We start from the raw sequence: 16,185 nt of genomic DNA, 5'->3' as shown, positions 1-16,185 counted from the left end.
TGTGCAGTAACTGATGTGTTTGGAGGGGGAGTTGAGTCAACCGGTGTGCGGTAACATAGAGAACGTTATTTATTCTGTCGAGAGCTGACCGGAAAGATGCATGTCAAGACAGCCACAGGACCGTGCCCTCCGGACCCGCGCCACCCTCGTGTGGGCGGCGGCCGAGGTCTTCGCCGAGCAGGGCTATGCGGGCGCGAGCGTCACCAAGATCACTGAACGCGCGGGCCTGACCCTGGGGGCGATGTACTTCCACTTCAAGAACAAGGCGGCGTTGGCCCGCGAGATCGTGCTGAACCAGCCGGGAAGGGTCCTGCCGCAACATCACTCCGCCGGCCTCCAGCGCGCCGTCGACGTCACCCTGACCTGGGCCCACCAGCTCCTGGAGGACCCCGTACTGCTCGCCGGCGCACGGCTGGTGATGGAGCAGGAGGAGTTCTTGAGCCAGGAGCAGAACTCCCACCAGCAGTGGGCCCGGATACTGGCGGAGGATCTGGCGGAGGCCCGGGAGCGCGGCGAACTCCTGGCCGGCTGCGATCAGGCGGCGCTCGCCCGCCTGATCGTCAACGCCTGTACGGGTGCGCAGATGCACGCGCAGATGGCAACCGGGCGTCGTGACCTGCCCGAGCGGGTGGCCGAGATGTGGGGCTGCCTCCTGCCGGGCATGGCCACACCGGAGGCGGTGGCCACGATCGACCTCGACTCCTCGCGTGGGAAAGCTATTTGACGTTGCGTCAGATTCCGTGCGGGGTTGTGTCTCCCTGGATGGTGTGACACAAGTGCACCACGGTGACGAACCGAGATTTCTATAATCCGATGCAGTGGCTGTCCACATACGGGGGCATGGGATGACGCCGGCGATTCCGGTACAGGCGGCAGGGACCACGACGAGCGCGGGGAGCGTACGGCAGGGTCGGCCCGCCGCCCCGAGGCGGCGGGCGGTGCAGAAGGGCAGCGGCAGGGACCGTGACCCGGGAACGCTGGACGGAAAGACCGTAATGATCACCGGTGCGTCCAGCGGCATCGGTGCCGCCGCCGCACGCTGTTTCGCCGAGGAGGGCGCCGCCGTGGTCCTCATGGCCCGCCGCGAGGACCGGCTGCGCCTCCTCGCCTGTGAGATCGAGGAGGCCGGCGGGCACGCCGCCGTGGTCACCGGCGATGTCACCAGCCAGGACGACGTCGAGCGCGCCGTCGAGGTGGCGGTTGCCGACTTCGGAGCTCTCGACGCTGCCTTCAACAACGCAGGACAGGGCACGCTCGGCTCCCCCCTGCACGAGACGGACCAGGCGGTCTTCGACCGGATCATGGACGTCAACGTCCGCGGCGTGTGGAACTGCCTGCGCGCCCAGATCCGCGCGATGCTCACCCAGGACACCGGCGGTGCGATCGTCAACACCTCCAGTACGGCGGGGCTGTTCGCGACCGGCGCCATCGCCCCGTACGTGGCCGCCAAGCACGCCGTCCTGGGACTGACGAAGACCGCGGCCGCCGAGTACGGCGGCCACGGCATCCGCGTCAACGCCCTCGTCGTGGGCGCCACCCGTACCGAAATGCTCACCGCCGCCCTGGAAGAGGCGGACGGCGTGCAGGAGTCGGACCTCGTCGCCCGTGCCATCCAGCGCCGGCTGGCCGACCCCGTCGAGGTCGCCCGCGCCGCCGCTTGGCTCTGCAGCGACCAGTCATCCTTCGTCACCGGGGGAGTGGTGCCGGTGGACGGGGGCTGCTCGGCGGTCTGAAGACCCCCTCCTGCCCTGCGTTACGCGCGCCCTGGGCGGCTCAGTAGCGGTAGTGGTCGGACTTGTAGGGGCCCTCGACCTGGACGCCGATGTAGGCGGCCTGCTCCGGGCGCAGCTCGGTGAGCTTGACGCCGAGGGCGTCGAGGTGGAGGCGGGCGACCTTCTCGTCGAGGTGCTTGGGGAGCACGTAGACGTCGGTGGGGTATTCCTCCGGCTTGGTGAACAGTTCGATCTGGGCCAGCGTCTGGTCCGCGAAGGAGTTGGACATCACGAACGACGGGTGACCGGTGGCGTTGCCCAGATTGAGCAGACGGCCCTCGGACAGCACGATCAACACCTTGCCGTCCGGGTGGGTCCAGGTGTGGACCTGAGGCTTGACCTCGTCCTTGACGATGCCGTCGATCTTGGCGAAGCCGGCCATGTCGATCTCGTTGTCGAAGTGACCGATGTTGCCGACGATGGCCTGGTGCTTCATCCGCGCCATGTGCTCGGCAAGGATGATGTCCTTGTTACCCGTGGTCGTCACGAAGATGTCAGCACTCTCGACGACCTCTTCCAGGGTGGTGACCTGGTAGCCGTCCATCGCCGCCTGCAGCGCACAGATCGGGTCGATCTCGGTGATGATCACCCGCGCACCCTGGCCGCGCAGCGACTCCGCACAGCCCTTGCCGACATCGCCGTAGCCGCAGACCACCGCGGTCTTGCCACCGATCAGCACATCGGTCGCACGGTTGATGCCGTCGATCAGCGAGTGGCGGCAGCCGTACTTGTTGTCGAACTTCGACTTCGTCACGGCGTCGTTCACATTGATCGCCGGGAAGAGCAGCTCACCATCGCGGTGCATCTCATACAGACGGTGCACACCGGTCGTGGTCTCCTCCGTCACACCGCGGATCTCCGAAGCCAGACGGGTCCACTTCTGCGGAGCCTCACCCAGCGTGCGGTGCAGCAGCTCCAGGATCGCGCGGTGCTCCTCGCTCTCCGCGGTCTCCACCGCCGGAACCTTGCCGGCCTTCTCGTACTCCACACCCTTGTGCACCAGCAGCGTGGCGTCGCCGCCGTCGTCAAGAATCATGTTCGGACCGCCGGTGGGCGAGTTCGGCCACGTCAGGGCCTGCTCGGTGCACCACCAGTACTCCTCCAGGCTCTCGCCCTTCCAGGCGAAGACCGGCACACCCCGCGGCGCCTCCGGCGTGCCCTCGGGACCCACCGCGATCGCCGCGGCGGCGTGATCCTGCGTGGAGAAGATGTTGCACGAGGCCCAACGGACCTCCGCACCCAGGGCGACCAGGGTCTCGATCAACACGGCCGTCTGCACGGTCATGTGCAGCGAACCGGTCACCCGGGCACCGGCCAGCGGCTGCGCCGCGGCGTACTCCTTACGGATCGACATCAGACCGGGCATCTCATGCTCGGCAAGAGTGATCTCCTTGCGGCCGAAAGCCGCAAGAGAAAGATCGGCGACCTTGAAATCGGTGAACTCAGCAGGCATGAAGACTCCTTGTCCCGGATACGTGGCGATGGATGTCGAGGGCGGCGGTCGACCGGTTGAGCGTGATGTAGTGCAGCCCCGGTGCGCCCTCGGCGAGCAGCCGGTCCGCCATCCGCGTCGCGTGATCGACGCCGATGCGGTGGCCTTCCTCCGGGCGGTCGCGCGCCGCCTCCAGCCGCTGCGCCAGCTCCTCGGGGAAGGCTGCGCCGCTGAGTTCGGCGAAGCGGCGGATCTGCCGTACGTCCGTGGCGGGCATGATCTCCGGGATGATGGGGGTGTCGCAGCCGGCCGCGGCCGCCCGGTCCCGCATCCGCAGGTAGTCCTCGGGGTGGAAGAACATCTGCGTGATGGCGTAGTCGGCGCCGGCCCGGCACTTGGCGACGAAGTTCCGGAGGTCGGACTCCCGGTCCGGGGAGCGGGGATGGTTTTCGGGAAACGCGGCGACGCCCACGGTGAACGCGCCCGACTCCCTGACGAGGGACACCAGCTCATGGGCGTGGGTGAGCCCGTCCGGGTGCGCGATCCACTCCCCGTTCGGATCGCCCGGCGGATCGCCCCGCAGGGCGAGCACGTCGCGTACTCCCGCATCGGCATACCGGCCGACGATGTGCCGCAGCTCGGCGACCGAGTGGCCGACGGCGGTCAGATGGGCGACCGGGCGCAGGGTGGTGTCGGCGGCGATCCGCTCGGTGAGCGCGATCGTGCGGTCCCGGGAGGAGCCGCCCGCGCCGTAGGTGACCGAGACGAAGGCAGGGGCCAGCGCCTCGACGCGGCGGATGGTGCGCCACAGGGTGCGGTCCCCTGCCTCCGTCCTGGGCGGGAAGAACTCGAACGAGAACGACGGCTCCGGACCGGCGATGATCTCGCGGAGGGCGGTCATGAGGGGCCTCCGGCGGTGAACTCGACGCGATAGGCCAGAGCCTTGAGGAGTCGGACGGGCTGGATCTCCTCGTCCCGGCCGGTCACGAGATATCCCCGAGCCTCGGAGCGCACTCCGCTGCCGTCTGCTGACCGTATGCCTCGGCGATCCGCTCCAGCAGCTCCGCGGGAATCAGCTTGTACTCCTGGGTGCCGACCGACTCCAGGGCCGTGGTGGCGAGCGCGCAGCCCAGCTGAGCGGCGCGCTGCTGCGGCCATTGCCAGGCGAGGCCGGCGAGGAAGCCGGCGCGGAACGCGTCGCCCGCACCCGTGGGGTCGGCGATGTCGTGCGCGGGTACGGCCGGTACGCGCAGGGGCGGTTGGCCCGCGTGTGCGATCCGTACGCCGTCCGCTCCGAGTGTGGTGATCCAGGTGCCGACGCGGTCGAGTACGTCGGCGGTGTCCCAGCCGGTGAGCTGTTGCAGCAGACCGGCCTCGTACTCGTTGGTGAACAGCAGGCGCGCGCCGTCGACCAGGGAGCGGGCCTGCTCCGGCGTCAGGCGGGCCAGCTGCTGGGAGGGGTCCGCGGCCACCGCGAAGCCCTCGGCCCGGGCGGCGGCGGTGTGCCGGAGCATCGCCTCGGGGTCGTCCGCGCCGATGAGGACGAGGTCGAGGCCGCCGGTGCGGTCGGCGACCACGGCGAGGTCGATCTTGCGCGCCTCGGCCATGGCTCCGGCGTAGAAGGTGGCGATCTGGTTCTGATCGGTGTCGGTCGTGCACATGAAGCGGGCGGTGTGCAGGGTCTCGCTGATGCGTACGGAACCGGTGTCGACCCCGTCGGCCGCCAGCCGTGCCGCGTAGTCGGCGAAGTCCGTGCCGGCCGCGCCCACCAGGAAGGGCCGCAGACCCAGCCGGCCCAGGCCGCACGCGATGTTGGCCGCCACCCCGCCCTGGCGGACCTCCAGGTGGTCGGCGAGGAAGGACAGCGAAACCCGGTCCAGCCGGTCGGCGACGAGCTGGTCGGTGAAGCGGCCGGGGAAGGCCATCAGATGGTCGGTGGCGATCGAGCCGGCGATGGCGATCTGCACGGTGTTCTCTCCTTGCCTTGCCTGCGTGGTGGGGCCGGGCTCTCTGGATACCGGGCCGGGCTCGCGGGATGCTCGGGGACGGGTGGTGCGTCCGGCCCCGGGCTGTCCCGGCCGGCGCGTCCGGCGCGGGCCCCGGGAGGGCCGGCCCGGGCAGCGGTGCCGGCCCCGTTCGACGAATGCTTCCCGGGCGTGACCGGAGCGCCGCTCAGGCGGTCACCCCGGCCGCTGCCCGGAGGGCGCCGACACGGTCGGTGCGCTCCCAGGTGAAGGCGTCCACTTCGCGGCCGAAGTGACCGTAGGCGGCCGTGGCGGCGTAGATGGGGCGCAGGAGGTCCAGATCGCGGATGATCGCGGCGGGGCGGAGGTCGAAGACCTCGGAGATGGCCCGCTCGATCTTCTCGACGTCGACGGTGGCGGTGCCGAAGGTCTCCACGAACAGGCCGACGGGCTCGGCCTTGCCGATGGCGTAGGCCACCTGGACCTCGCAACGGGAGGCCAGGCCGGCGGCCACGACGTTCTTGGCGACCCAGCGCATGGCGTACGCGGCCGAGCGGTCGACCTTGGACGGGTCCTTGCCGGAGAAGGCGCCGCCACCGTGGCGGGCCATGCCGCCGTAGGTGTCGATGATGATCTTGCGGCCGGTCAGGCCCGCGTCGCCCATCGGGCCGCCGATCTCGAAGCGGCCGGTGGGGTTGACCAGCAGGCGGTAGTCGCCGGTGTCGAGCTTGATGCCGTCCTCGGTCAGCTGGTTGAGGACGTGCTCGACGACGAACTCGCGGATGTCGGGCGTGAGCAGGGCATCGAGGTCGACGTCGGAGGCGTGCTGCGAGGAGACGACGACGGTGTCCAGGCGGACCGCGCGCTCTCCGTCGTACTCGATGGTGACCTGCGTCTTGCCGTCGGGCCGCAGGTAGGGGAGCTTGCCGTTCCTGCGGACCTCGGACAGCCGGCGGGAGAGACGGTGCGCGAGGCTGATGGGCAGCGGCATCAACTCCGGGGTCTCGTCCGTCGCGTAGCCGAACATCAGGCCCTGGTCGCCGGCGCCCTGGCGGTCCAGATCGTCGTCGCCCCGGGCGTCGGAGGATCCCTCGACGCGCTGCTCGTACGCGGTGTCCACCCCCTGCGCGATGTCGGAGGACTGGGCGCCGATGGAGATCGACACTCCGCAGGAGGCCCCGTCGAAGCCCTTGGCGGAGGAGTCGTAGCCGATTTCGAGGATCTTGTCGCGTACGAGCTGGGCGATGGGCGCGTAGGCCGTGGTGGTGACCTCACCGGCTACGTGGACCAGTCCGGTGGTGATCAGCGTCTCCACGGCGACACGGGAGCCGGGGTCCTCGCGCAGCAGTGCGTCGAGGATGGTGTCGCTGATCTGGTCGGCGATCTTGTCGGGATGGCCCTCGGTCACGGACTCCGAGGTGAACAGCGTTGAAGCCATGAGGTCTCCTTGGGTGGAACGGTGAGCAGGACGTGGGGAGGACGGCGAGCCGGGCCTGACGAGGTGCCGGGCGCTGCCGTGACGCGTGCCGGGGCAGGCCGCGCCGGCCGTGTCCTCAGGCCGTCGCGCGCTTGCGAAGCCGTAGCGCGCGCCAGGTTGCGTCCGCGGTCCAACCGCCGTCCACCGGCAGGGCCGTGCCGTTGACATACGCGCTGTGCCGCGGGTCGGCGAGGTAGGCGACGGCTTCGGCGATGTCGGTGGGTGAGGCGAAGCGGGCGAGCGGTACGCGGTCGATGATGTCCTCCGGGGCGTAGGCGCCCGAGGCGAGGTCGGCCTCGTCCATCTCGGTCTTGACGAAGCCGGGGCAGACGGCGTTGACGCGGATGCCGCGACCGCCCCACTCCACGGCGAGGGTGCGGGTGAGGCCGAGCACGCCGTGCTTGCTGGCGTTGTAGGCCACGCGGTCGGGGATGCCACCCAGGCCCGCGATGGAGGCGATGTTGACGATCGTGCCGGGTACGCCGGAGTCGAGCATGGCCGTGCCGAAGGCCTGGCAGAGCAGGAAGGGGCCGGTGAGGTTGACGTCCAGCACCCGGCGCCACTGTGCGGCCGGGGTGGTCTCGGCCGGGGCGATCAAGCCGATGCCGGCGTTGTTGACCAGGACATCGACCCGGCCGAAGCGGGCGAGGACCTCGTCCTTGGCGGCGGCCACTGCGGCCTCGTCGGAGACGTCCGCGGTGATCCCGAATGCCTCGGTGCCCGCGGCTTGAACGGGCCCGAGGGCGTCGAGGGTTTCCTTGGGATGTTCCAGATCGATCAGGGCCAGCGAGTAGCCCCGGGCGGCGAGGACTTCGGCGATGCAGCGGCCGATGCCCTGGCGAGCGCCCGTGACGACGGCGACTCCGGCATGAGTGTTCGTACCGTGTGTCATGGGCCCCAGCATCGTCGTGGCGACCGTGCGGCCACATCCGGCGAAGGTGACAGCGGGCACTGTGCTTTGGGGGCAGCGGGCTTGGCGACCGGGAAGCACGGCCGGCGCGCAGAGGGGCAGAGCGGGGCGCCGAAGGGAGTGTGATTGCCCGTCAGCGGGCCTACCCAAGTTACATAAAGAGCGCTATCTTTTGTTCTGTGAGCGCCTGAAGGGAGGCGTGTGACCGGTGGCCGGATTCTGTACCGAGAGCAAATGGCCGCAGCTTCCGTGGAAGGCGCACGGCAACCACCGCCAACTCCCGTGGGTATGCCGGGTAAAAACTCGGTCTGCCGACCCGGATTCCCCCCGCCGCGCCGCGATGAATTCGCGCTCAGCCCCAGGTGTGCGCATTCGGTGCGTTCATCTCCGAACATCCCCCGACCGCGGACGATGCTTGAGGAAGTGTGTGTGATGACACGCAATGCGATGACACTGCCGCGCTGCACCGGCGTACTGGACCGCCCCCCGACAGCGGCGGACGACGGGCCCCCTGGCCGGGACGCGGGACCGGACAGCGCCGCGGAGCGGGGTACTTCGAGGGATGGCCGCGCCGCGCCCGCTGACGGGAGCGAGGCGATCGAGGCCGACGCCGCCCTGGCCCCCTCCGACCGGCAGGGGCTCAGCCGGGAACTCCACGACCGCGTCGCCCATGCCATCGTCGTCGGCCTCAACTCCCTGGAACTCAGCGAGTTCTACGCCGACGACGGCCGCCCCGAGCGCGCCCGCGACAAGCGGACCGACGCCGTACGGTTCCTCCACCAGGCCCTGCACACCGCCAAGGAGCTGTCCGCCCGCCTGCGTACCCCCGGGGCCGATCAGCGGACCGCCGAGCAACCCCCGCACACGGCTCCCGCCGGCACCGCGGACGTCGGCGAGATCTACCTCATCCTGCGCGAGGCCGTGGGCAACGCCCTTGCCCACGCGGGCGCCGACGACATCACCATCTCCCTGCACACCCGGGACGGCACCATGGTCGCGGAGGTCGCGGACGACGGTTCGGGCCTTCAGTGCGGCGGACGGGAACGCTCGCCGGGGCTCGGCCTCTCGTCGATGCAGGAGCGTGCCGCGTTACTGGGAGGCTCGCTGCGTACCGGCCCGGGCCCCCGCGGCGGCACCCGGATCACCGTCACGGTACCGCTGGCGGCACGGTGACGACGGGGACGGGCGCTCCGGCCCGCGTCGTCATCGCCGACGACCACACGCTCTTCCGGGAGGGCATCGTCGAGATATGCGACAACGAGAGCGATCTGCACGTCGTCGGCGAGGCCGCCCACGGCGAGGCGGCCGTCGCGCAGGTGCGCAGCACGAACCCCGATGTCCTCCTGCTGGACGTGGAGATGCCGGGCCCGGGCGCCGAGGAGACCCTCGAACAGGTGCTGAGGGTCCCGGAGCCGCCCCGCGTCGCGGTCCTGACCATGCACGACGACGCCCGCATGGTCAGCAGACTCATCGCGATCGGTGCCCAGGCATACATCTCCAAGAGTTCCACGCGCGAGGAGCTGCTCGCCGCGATCCGCGCCGTACGCAACGACTCCGACCGAGTGGTGCTCTCCGTCGCCAAGGGGACGGTCAGCCGCCTGGAGCGACCGGCCCAAGGCCCGCTCTCCGCACGCGAGTTGGAGGTACTCGGCCTGGTGGCGCACGGGCTGAGCAACGCGCAGATCGCCGGCGAGCTCTACATCTCCGAAGGCACCGTCAAACGCCATCTGACCAACATCTATCTCAAGCTCGAAGTGCGCTCCCGCATGAACGCCATCAACAAGGCCATGGCCATGCGGCTGCTCCCCGCCGCGGAGCCGGGCGCCGCCGCGCGCTGACGGAGCGCAGGAAGGCCGCCCCGGAATCCGGGGCGGCCTTCCTGCACGGGGACGGTGGCGGGAGGGGACGGCAGGGTCACCCTGTTTCCGCGGGGTCTGACGCACCACCCGCCGTACCGGCGGCCACACTTGAGGCCACGACCCGCGGCAGCCACGCAGGGCGCCGCTGCTCGTGCGCGTCGATGCCGCCGCCGCGCCGCAGGGTGATCTCGATGTCGTCCAGCCCGTTCATCAGCTGCCAGCGGCTGTGCTCACCGATCTCGAACGGTACGCGCATGCTTCCGGCCAGCACGACTCGCTCCCGCAGATCCACCGTGACCTCCGTGGCCGGGTCCGCCTCGACCAGCTCCCACAGCCGCTGTACCGCCTCCTCCGGCACCCGCGGCGTCACCAGCTGGTTCTTGGCCGCGTTGGCGCGGAAGATGTCGCCGAAGGACGAGGCGATCACCGCACGGAAGCCGAAGTCACGCAGCGCCCACACCGCGTGCTCGCGTGAGGACCCGATGCCGAAGTCCGGTCCCGCCACCAGCACGCTCGCCCCGGCGTACCGCGGCAGGTTCAGTACGAAGTCCGCATCCTGCCGCCAGCGGTGGAACAGCGTGTCCTCGTATCCCGTACGCCCCAGGCGCTTGCAGAACTCGGCCGGGATGATCTGATCGGTGTCCACGTCGCGGCGGCGCAGCGGTGCCGCCGTTCCGGTGTGCCGCACCACGGGTACCGGACTCATGACGTCACCTCCGCAACCAGTCGCCGTGCCACCGAGCGCAGCGCCCTGGCCAGGCTCTCCTCCTCCGTCGCCGCGACGCCGACGCCCCAGCGGGTGGTCGTTCCCACCGAGGCCTCGGCGTACGCCACGCACCGCTGCTCGCCGGCCCGCGGCGCCTGCACCTGCGTCTCGCTCACCGAGCCCTCCAGCGCGTGCCGGGACAACAGCGCGTCCAGCACGGCCTGTGGCGACGACCGGTCCTCCACATGACCGGGCAGAGCGGCGCCGTCCGCCTCGTGCAGATACGCCTCCCTGAACCACGTCAGGAGCTGATCAGCCGTCACCTCGCCGCCGTTCTCGGCCTTGGTCTGCACGATCGAGGCGAACTCGATCTGCTGCCTGCGCGGCAGCTCGAAGGCGTGCGCGGTCCGCATGAGGTGTGACACACCGCCCTTGCCCGACTGGCCGTTGATCCGGATCAGCGCCTGGTAGTCACGGCCCACGTCACGCGGATCGATCGGCAGGTACGGCACGTCCCACACCGGCGACCCGCTCTCCTCCAGCGCCCGGAGCCCCTTGGCTATCGCGTCCTGGTGGGAACCGGCGAAGGAGGTGTAGACGAAGTCGCCCACCCAGGGGTGGCGTGGCGAGACCGGCATGCGGTTGCAGTGCTCGACCACTCGCCGCGCCTCGTCCAGATCGCCGAGGTCCAGGCCGGGGTCGATGCCCTGCGAGTACAGATTCATCGCCAGTGTGATCAGGCAGACGTTGCCGGCCCGCTCACCGTTGCCGAACAGGGTGCCCTCCACCCGGTCGGCGCCGGCCAGCACCGCCATCTCGGTCGCGGCGACCGCCGAGCCGCGGTCGTTGTGGGTGTGCAGGGTCAGCGAGATCGCGTCGCGGTAGGCCAGATTGCGGTGCATCCACTCGATGCGGTCGGCGAACTCGTGCGGCGGATAGGCCTCGACGGACGCGGGCAGCACGATCCGCACCTGCTCCTTCGGCTCCGGGCGCCACAGGTCCAGGACCGCGTTGTGCACCTCCAGCGCGAACTCCGGCTCGGTCTGCGTGAAGGACTCCGTGCCGTACTGCAGATAGATCTCGGTGCCCGGCAGCGAGTCACGCAGTTTCAGCGCCCGCTCCGCGCCCCGCAGGGCAAGGGCCTTGACCTCCGCACGACTCATCCGGAACACCGCGCGCCGCTGCGTCACCGACGTCGGATTGAAGATCTGCACGATGGCGCGCGGCGCACCCTCGATCGCCTTGACGGTGTCCTCGATCATCCCGTCGCGGATGGGCGACATCACCTGGATGGTCACGTCGTCGGGAATGGCGCCCCGCTCGATCACATCGCGGGTGAATTCCAGGTCGGCGCGGCTGGACATCGGGAAGCCCAGCTCGATCTCCTTGAAACCGAGCCGCACCAGCAGGTCGTACATCACCCGCTTGCGCTCGATGTCCATCGGCTCCAGCAGAGCCTGGTTGCCGTCCCGCAGATCGACGCTGCACCACGTCGGTGCCCGCTCCGCCACACGGTCCGGCCAGGTCCGGTCGGGAAGCCTGAACGGCTCGTACCGGCGGTACTTGTGCACGGGCATGCCGCCGGCGTGCCGCTGCGTACGGTCGGTGGCGCGGGGCGATTCGGGGGCCGGTATACGGTCCGATGCATTATTTCCGGGAGAATAAGTCACGTCCCGAGTGTTACCCCGGCGCCACGGTCACCGCGCCCGACCTTGGTTGAATTTCCGGAGCCGGTCGGGCGGAAGTGGCATGTGACTTTCGTCGTAGGCGCGCTGCGCTCATGTGCCCCGAATGGAATTCGCCGCCGATTCGCCTTCAAAAGGGGGAATGCCGAGCGGTACCGTCCACGGCCATGGGTCTTACATTGGCGGAGAAGATATGGCAGGAACATACCGTCGACCGGGCCGAGAATCTGCCCGACCTGATCTACATCGATCTGCATCTCATGCACGAGATGACCAGTCCGCAGGCCTTCGACGGGCTGCGTACCGCGGGCCGCGGCGTGCGCCGCCCCGACCTGACCGTCGCCACCGCGGACCACAACGTCCCCACCGAGCTGACCGCCGGACGCCGCACCATCGCCGACCCCGTCTCCCGCGCCCAGGTCGACGCCCTGCGTGAGAACTGCGCGGAGTTCGGCGTGGAGCTCTTCGACCTCGACCACGAGGACCAGGGCATCGTCCACGTCATCGGACCCCAACTGGGCCTCACCCAGCCCGGCATGACCATCGTCTGCGGCGACAGTCACACCAGCACCCATGGCGCACTCGGCGCCCTGGCCTTCGGCATCGGCACCAGCGAGGTCGAACACGTCCTGGCCACCCAGACGCTGGCCACGCCGCCGTTTCGCACGATGGCCGTCACCATCGAAGGCACCCTGCCCGCGGGCGTCACCGCCAAGGACCTCATCCTCGCCGTCATCGCCCGCATCGGCACCGGCGGCGGTCAGGGATACGTCATCGAATACCGTGGCGAGGCCGTCCGCGGCCTGTCGATGGAAGCCCGGATGACCGTGTGCAACATGTCCATCGAAGCGGGTGCGAGGGCCGGTCTGATCGCCCCCGACGACACCACCGTCGCCTACCTCAAGGGCCGCCCCCACGCGCCCAAGGGCGGCGCCTGGGATGCCGCCGTCGCCCACTGGCGCACCCTCGCCACCGACGGCGACGCGGCCTTCGACAAGGAGATCACCCTCGACGCCACGGAGCTGAGCCCCTACGTCACTTGGGGCACCAACCCCGGCCAGGGCGGACCGCTCAACGGCACCGTCCCCGACCCGGACGCCTTCGCCGACAGGGGCGAACGCGAGGCGGCGCGCGCCGCCCAGGTCTATATGGACCTCGCCCCCGGCACCCCGCTGCGGTCCATCCCCGTCGACACCGTCTTCGTCGGCTCCTGCACCAACGGCCGGATCGAAGACCTGCGGGCCGCCGCCGAGGTCCTGCGCGGCCGCCGCGTCGCCCCCGGCGTGCGGGCTCTCGTCGTCCCCGGCTCGACCCGCGTACGCCTGGACGCAGAGGCCGAGGGACTGGACAAGGTCTTCCGCGACGCCGGTGCCGAATGGCGCTCGGCCGGCTGCTCGATGTGCATCGGCGTCAACCCCGACCGCCTCCAGGCGGCCCAGCGCAGTGCCTCCACCTCCAACCGCAACTTCGAGGGCCGCCAGGGCGACCGCGCCCGCACCCATCTGGTCTCCCCGCCCGTCGCCGCGGCCACCGCAGTCCTTGGCCGCCTCGCCTCCCCGGAGGATCTGTGACCACGCCCAGCGCACCGCCGGCGGCCGTCGCACGGCCGCGTATCGTCGCCCTCCCCGGCGACGGCATCGGACCCGAGGTCGTCGCCTCCGCCCTGCAAGTCCTGCACGCGGTGGGGGACTTCGAGGTGGACGAGCACCCCATCGGCGCCGCCGCCATCGACCGTACGGGACAGCCGCTGCCCCGGAAGACGCTCGCGGCCTGCGCCCGGGCGGACGCCGTCCTGCTCGGGGCCGTCGGCACCGGGACCCAGAACGACGACCCCGAGGCGCCCCGACCCGAACAGGGCGTCCTCGAACTGCGCAAGGCCCTCGGCCTGTATGCCAACCTGCGTCCCGTGCGGCCCTTTCCGGCCCTCGGCGATGCGGGCCCCCTCAAGCCGGAGCGGACCAAGGGTGTCGACCTGATCGTGGTCCGCGAGCTCACCGGAGGTCTCTACTTCGGTCCGCGCGCCCGCGCCGCCGACGAGGCGTACGACACCTGCACCTACACCGTCGCCGAGATCGAGCGCGTCACCCGTGTCGCCTGCGAACTCGCCTCCCGAACCGGCCGCCGCGCCCGTGTCACCTCCGTCGACAAGGCGAATGTCCTGGACACCTCCCGGCTGTGGCGCGACACGGTCACCCGCGTCGCCGCGCGTGAGTACCCGCAGCTGGCCCTCGGCCACCTCCTCGTCGACACCGCCGCGATGCGCCTGGTCACCGACCCCGCATCCTTCGACGTCGTCCTTACCGAGAACATGTTCGGCGACATCCTCAGCGACGAGACCGCAGCCATCGCCGGCTCCCTGGGACTGCTGCCCAGCGCCTCCCTGCCCGGCGCACCCGACCCCGCCGGCGGCGTCCGCGGCGGGCTCTTCGAACCCGTACACGGCTCCGCCCCCGACATCGCGGGCCGCGGCCACGCCAGCCCCCTCGGCACCGTCCTGTCCGTCGCCCTGATGCTCCGTCACGGACTGGGGCGGCCGGAAGCCGCCGACGCGGTCGAGACCGCCGTCGAACGCGCCCTGGACGCAGGACTGCGCACCCCCGACCTCGGCGGCACCGCCACCACCGACGACACCACCCGCGCCGTGCTCGCGGCCCTGTGAAGGAGGCGAGCGTACGAGATGAACCCGCCCACCTCGGCCTACACCTACTGGGACGGACCCGGCGCACAGCGCACCGCGCCCGGACGCGGCATCCCCTTCGGCAGCAGCAGCGTCCAGCACGGCACCGCCGTCTTCGAAGGAATCCGCTGCTACGCCACACCGGAAGGGCCGGCGCTCTTCCGCCTCGACGACCATCTGCTCCGGCTGCTGAACTCGGCCCGCCTGCTCGGCATCCACCACGACCACGACCTGCTCCGGCTGCGCGAGGCGACGCTGCGCGCGGCGGCCGGGAGCGGCTTCGCCGACGCCTACGTGCGCCCCGGACTCTTCGCCGCGGACCCGATCCTGAGCATCGACCTGTCCACGGTGCCCTTCACCCTGGGCATCGAGGTCTGGCCGGTGCAGGCGCCGCCTTCCGGTGACGGGCGTACCTCGGCGGACGCCCCGGTGCCGGGCGTGCGGCTCACCGTCTCGCCATGGCGTCGCCCCTCGCCGGAGACCTTCCCGCCGCGCGCCAAGGCCGTCGGCACGTATGTCACCTCGGCCCTGGCCAAGACCGCGGCGCTGACCGCCGGCTTCGATGACGCACTGCAGCTCGACTGCGTCACCGGCCGGATCGCCGAGGCCACCGTCTCCAACGTCTTCCTCGTCACCGATGGGCGGCTGCGCACCCCCTGGCTCACCGACAGCCTGCTTGCCGGCATCACCCGGGACACCGTGCTGACCCTCGCCCGCGACCTGGGTCTGGAGGTGACGGAGGGGCCGGTGGAGGTTTCCGACATGCGTGCGGCACAGGAGGTGTTCCTCACCGGGACCGCCAGCGAACTGGTCCCGGTCGCGTCGCTGGAAGGCCGCCCGTACGCCCGGGAACGCCCGGTGTTCGACGCGATCGCGGCGGCGTTCCGGGCGACGGTGACGGGCCACGCGCCCCATCCGGAGTGGCGGACGCCGATACCGGCAGCCGTGCCGGACCACCCGGCGGCGGTCACGTCCTGAGCGGAGGGCGCCGACACCACCGGATCACCCCATGCCCAACCCACCACACGCCCCGACCCACCGCACATCCCGATCCACTGCTGAACCCGCACCGTTTTGGAGGAACTCCCATGACCAGCACCACCAATGAGCGTCAGCTCTTCAGCTCCGGCTCGCCGTTCGAGTCCCTCGTCGGCTTCTCTCGAGCCGTACGCGTCGGCCCGTTCGTCTCCGTCTCCGGTACGACGGCCTCGGGTCCCGACGGCCCGGTCGGCGGCGACGACGCGGGCAAGCAGGCCGCCGAGGTGCTGAACCGTATCGCCGCGGCGCTGAAGGAGGCCGGCGGCGATGTCGGCGACGTCGTCCGCACCCGTGTCTACCTCACCGATATCGCGGACTTCGACACCGTGGCCCGTGCGCATGCCGCGGTGTTCGGGGAGGCGCGCCCCGCCGCCACCTTCGTCGGCATCTCGGCGCTGGCCAACCCCGCTCTGCTGGTGGAGATCGAGGCCGACGCGATCCTGCCGGAGGGCGGCCGCTGAACCGACGGCCGCTTCGCGGCAGGGCCGAAGGCCCCGAAGAACGACACCACCCGATGTACGCACTTGCACCGACCCGGCGGTCATGCGCGTACGGAGCTGCCGACGAGCGGCGTACGGAGCGTAGGGCCGAGCCCGCCCGACTGCTCTGTGCGCCGCTTGCGGCGAACCGGCGCCGGGGCGGGGCAGGCAGCCGAGGAAGAAGGG

At 70.6% G+C, this 16,185-nt stretch carries 15 protein-coding genes; 8 read left to right on the top strand and 7 right to left on the bottom strand.

Annotated features, from left to right (window positions below):
• Positions 1–100: 100 nt before the first annotated feature.
• Together QOM21_RS05675 and QOM21_RS05670 are read left to right on the top strand one after the other, a co-directional pair.
• Entirely contained in the window at positions 101–724 is a 624-nt protein-coding gene (locus QOM21_RS05675) for a ScbR family autoregulator-binding transcription factor (protein WP_407548629.1), read from the top strand.
• 253 nt (positions 725–977) lie between these two features.
• Positions 978–1,733 carry an SDR family NAD(P)-dependent oxidoreductase gene (locus QOM21_RS05670; RefSeq protein ID WP_407555586.1) on the top strand — a complete coding sequence of 252 codons (756 nt, stop codon included), beginning with the start codon at positions 978–980 and terminating at the stop codon, positions 1,731–1,733.
• Positions 1,734–1,773: 40 nt separating this feature from the next.
• On the opposite strand, the gene ahcY is transcribed toward QOM21_RS05670, so the two are convergent.
• The 5 genes from ahcY to QOM21_RS05645 all read right to left on the bottom strand — a co-directional run bounded on the left by ahcY (position 1,774) and on the right by QOM21_RS05645 (position 7,537).
• The gene (gene ahcY / locus QOM21_RS05665; RefSeq protein WP_407548628.1) at positions 1,774–3,225 is read right to left on the bottom strand and encodes an adenosylhomocysteinase; all 1,452 of its coding nucleotides are present in this window, start codon (positions 3,223–3,225) and stop codon (positions 1,774–1,776) included.
• Positions 3,215–4,105 (bottom strand): methylenetetrahydrofolate reductase [NAD(P)H], encoded by an 891-nt coding sequence (gene metF, locus QOM21_RS05660; protein WP_407548627.1) that lies wholly within the window; start codon positions 4,103–4,105, stop codon positions 3,215–3,217. The genes ahcY and metF overlap by 11 nt, the downstream gene beginning before the upstream one ends.
• An 82-nt stretch (positions 4,106–4,187) precedes the next feature.
• Entirely contained in the window at positions 4,188–5,171 is a 984-nt protein-coding gene (locus QOM21_RS05655) for a carbohydrate kinase family protein (protein WP_407548626.1), read from the bottom strand.
• A 205-nt stretch (positions 5,172–5,376) separates the two neighbouring features.
• Positions 5,377–6,606, bottom strand: coding sequence for a methionine adenosyltransferase (gene metK / locus QOM21_RS05650; protein WP_407548625.1), 1,230 nt, complete (start codon positions 6,604–6,606; stop codon positions 5,377–5,379).
• Between the two features lie 115 nt (positions 6,607–6,721).
• Positions 6,722–7,537, bottom strand: coding sequence for an SDR family NAD(P)-dependent oxidoreductase (locus QOM21_RS05645; protein WP_407548624.1), 816 nt, complete (start codon positions 7,535–7,537; stop codon positions 6,722–6,724).
• Between the two features lie 450 nt (positions 7,538–7,987).
• Between QOM21_RS05645 and QOM21_RS05640 the strand changes: the two genes are divergently transcribed.
• Together QOM21_RS05640 and QOM21_RS05635 are read left to right on the top strand one after the other, a co-directional pair.
• Complete coding sequence (locus tag QOM21_RS05640) at positions 7,988–8,728, top strand: sensor histidine kinase (RefSeq protein WP_407548623.1); 741 nt, start codon at positions 7,988–7,990, stop codon at positions 8,726–8,728.
• On the top strand, positions 8,725–9,393 hold the full coding sequence (locus QOM21_RS05635; protein WP_407548622.1) for a response regulator: 669 nt from the start codon (positions 8,725–8,727) through the stop codon (positions 9,391–9,393). The genes QOM21_RS05640 and QOM21_RS05635 overlap by 4 nt, the downstream gene beginning before the upstream one ends.
• 76 nt (positions 9,394–9,469) lie before the next feature.
• On the opposite strand, the gene leuD is transcribed toward QOM21_RS05635, so the two are convergent.
• Together leuD and QOM21_RS05625 are read right to left on the bottom strand one after the other, a co-directional pair.
• On the bottom strand, positions 9,470–10,120 hold the full coding sequence (leuD, locus tag QOM21_RS05630) for a 3-isopropylmalate dehydratase small subunit (RefSeq protein WP_407548621.1): 651 nt from the start codon (positions 10,118–10,120) through the stop codon (positions 9,470–9,472).
• A complete protein-coding gene (locus QOM21_RS05625) occupies positions 10,117–11,697 on the bottom strand; it encodes a 2-isopropylmalate synthase (RefSeq protein WP_407548620.1) in 1,581 nt (526 codons plus the stop codon). The genes leuD and QOM21_RS05625 overlap by 4 nt, the downstream gene beginning before the upstream one ends.
• A gap of 275 nt (positions 11,698–11,972) precedes the next feature.
• Here QOM21_RS05625 and leuC point away from each other — a divergent pair, with 275 nt between their 5' ends.
• The 4 genes from leuC to QOM21_RS05605 all read left to right on the top strand — a co-directional run bounded on the left by leuC (position 11,973) and on the right by QOM21_RS05605 (position 15,981).
• Positions 11,973–13,376, top strand: a complete 1,404-nt coding sequence (leuC, locus tag QOM21_RS05620) for a 3-isopropylmalate dehydratase large subunit (RefSeq protein ID WP_407548619.1) — start codon at positions 11,973–11,975, stop codon at positions 13,374–13,376.
• The gene (gene leuB / locus QOM21_RS05615) at positions 13,373–14,464 is read left to right on the top strand and encodes a 3-isopropylmalate dehydrogenase (RefSeq protein WP_407548618.1); all 1,092 of its coding nucleotides are present in this window, start codon (positions 13,373–13,375) and stop codon (positions 14,462–14,464) included. Before leuC ends, leuB begins: the two co-directional genes overlap by 4 nt.
• An 18-nt stretch (positions 14,465–14,482) precedes the next feature.
• Positions 14,483–15,460 (top strand): aminotransferase class IV, encoded by a 978-nt coding sequence (locus QOM21_RS05610; RefSeq protein WP_407548617.1) that lies wholly within the window; start codon positions 14,483–14,485, stop codon positions 15,458–15,460.
• A gap of 110 nt (positions 15,461–15,570) precedes the next feature.
• Complete coding sequence (locus QOM21_RS05605; protein ID WP_407548616.1) at positions 15,571–15,981, top strand: RidA family protein; 411 nt, start codon at positions 15,571–15,573, stop codon at positions 15,979–15,981.
• Positions 15,982–16,185 lie beyond the last annotated feature (204 nt).

The organism is Streptomyces sp. Pv4-95 (assembly GCF_045782725.1).
Lineage (GTDB): Bacteria > Actinomycetota > Actinomycetes > Streptomycetales > Streptomycetaceae > Streptomyces.
Note: the sequence above shows the minus strand (reverse complement) of the source record. Positions and strands in the feature narration are given on the sequence as shown.

What these genes read in the sequence shown, in the direction of transcription:
- QOM21_RS05605 (WP_407548616.1), top strand. Translation starts at nt 15,571, where the DNA reads ATGACCAGCACCACCAATGAGCGTCAGCTCTTCAGCTCCGGCTCGCCG.
- metF (WP_407548627.1), bottom strand. Translation starts at nt 4,105, where the DNA reads ATGACCGCCCTCCGCGAGATCATCGCCGGTCCGGAGCCGTCGTTCTCG.
- metK (WP_407548625.1), bottom strand. Translation starts at nt 6,606, where the DNA reads ATGGCTTCAACGCTGTTCACCTCGGAGTCCGTGACCGAGGGCCATCCC.
- leuD (WP_407548621.1), bottom strand. Translation starts at nt 10,120, where the DNA reads ATGAGTCCGGTACCCGTGGTGCGGCACACCGGAACGGCGGCACCGCTG.
- ahcY (WP_407548628.1), bottom strand. Translation starts at nt 3,225, where the DNA reads ATGCCTGCTGAGTTCACCGATTTCAAGGTCGCCGATCTTTCTCTTGCG.
- QOM21_RS05645 (WP_407548624.1), bottom strand. Translation starts at nt 7,537, where the DNA reads ATGACACACGGTACGAACACTCATGCCGGAGTCGCCGTCGTCACGGGC.
- leuC (WP_407548619.1), top strand. Translation starts at nt 11,973, where the DNA reads ATGGGTCTTACATTGGCGGAGAAGATATGGCAGGAACATACCGTCGAC.
- QOM21_RS05675 (WP_407548629.1), top strand. Translation starts at nt 101, where the DNA reads ATGTCAAGACAGCCACAGGACCGTGCCCTCCGGACCCGCGCCACCCTC.
- QOM21_RS05625 (WP_407548620.1), bottom strand. Translation starts at nt 11,697, where the DNA reads ATGCCCGTGCACAAGTACCGCCGGTACGAGCCGTTCAGGCTTCCCGAC.
- QOM21_RS05640 (WP_407548623.1), top strand. Translation starts at nt 7,988, where the DNA reads ATGACACGCAATGCGATGACACTGCCGCGCTGCACCGGCGTACTGGAC.
- QOM21_RS05610 (WP_407548617.1), top strand. Translation starts at nt 14,483, where the DNA reads ATGAACCCGCCCACCTCGGCCTACACCTACTGGGACGGACCCGGCGCA.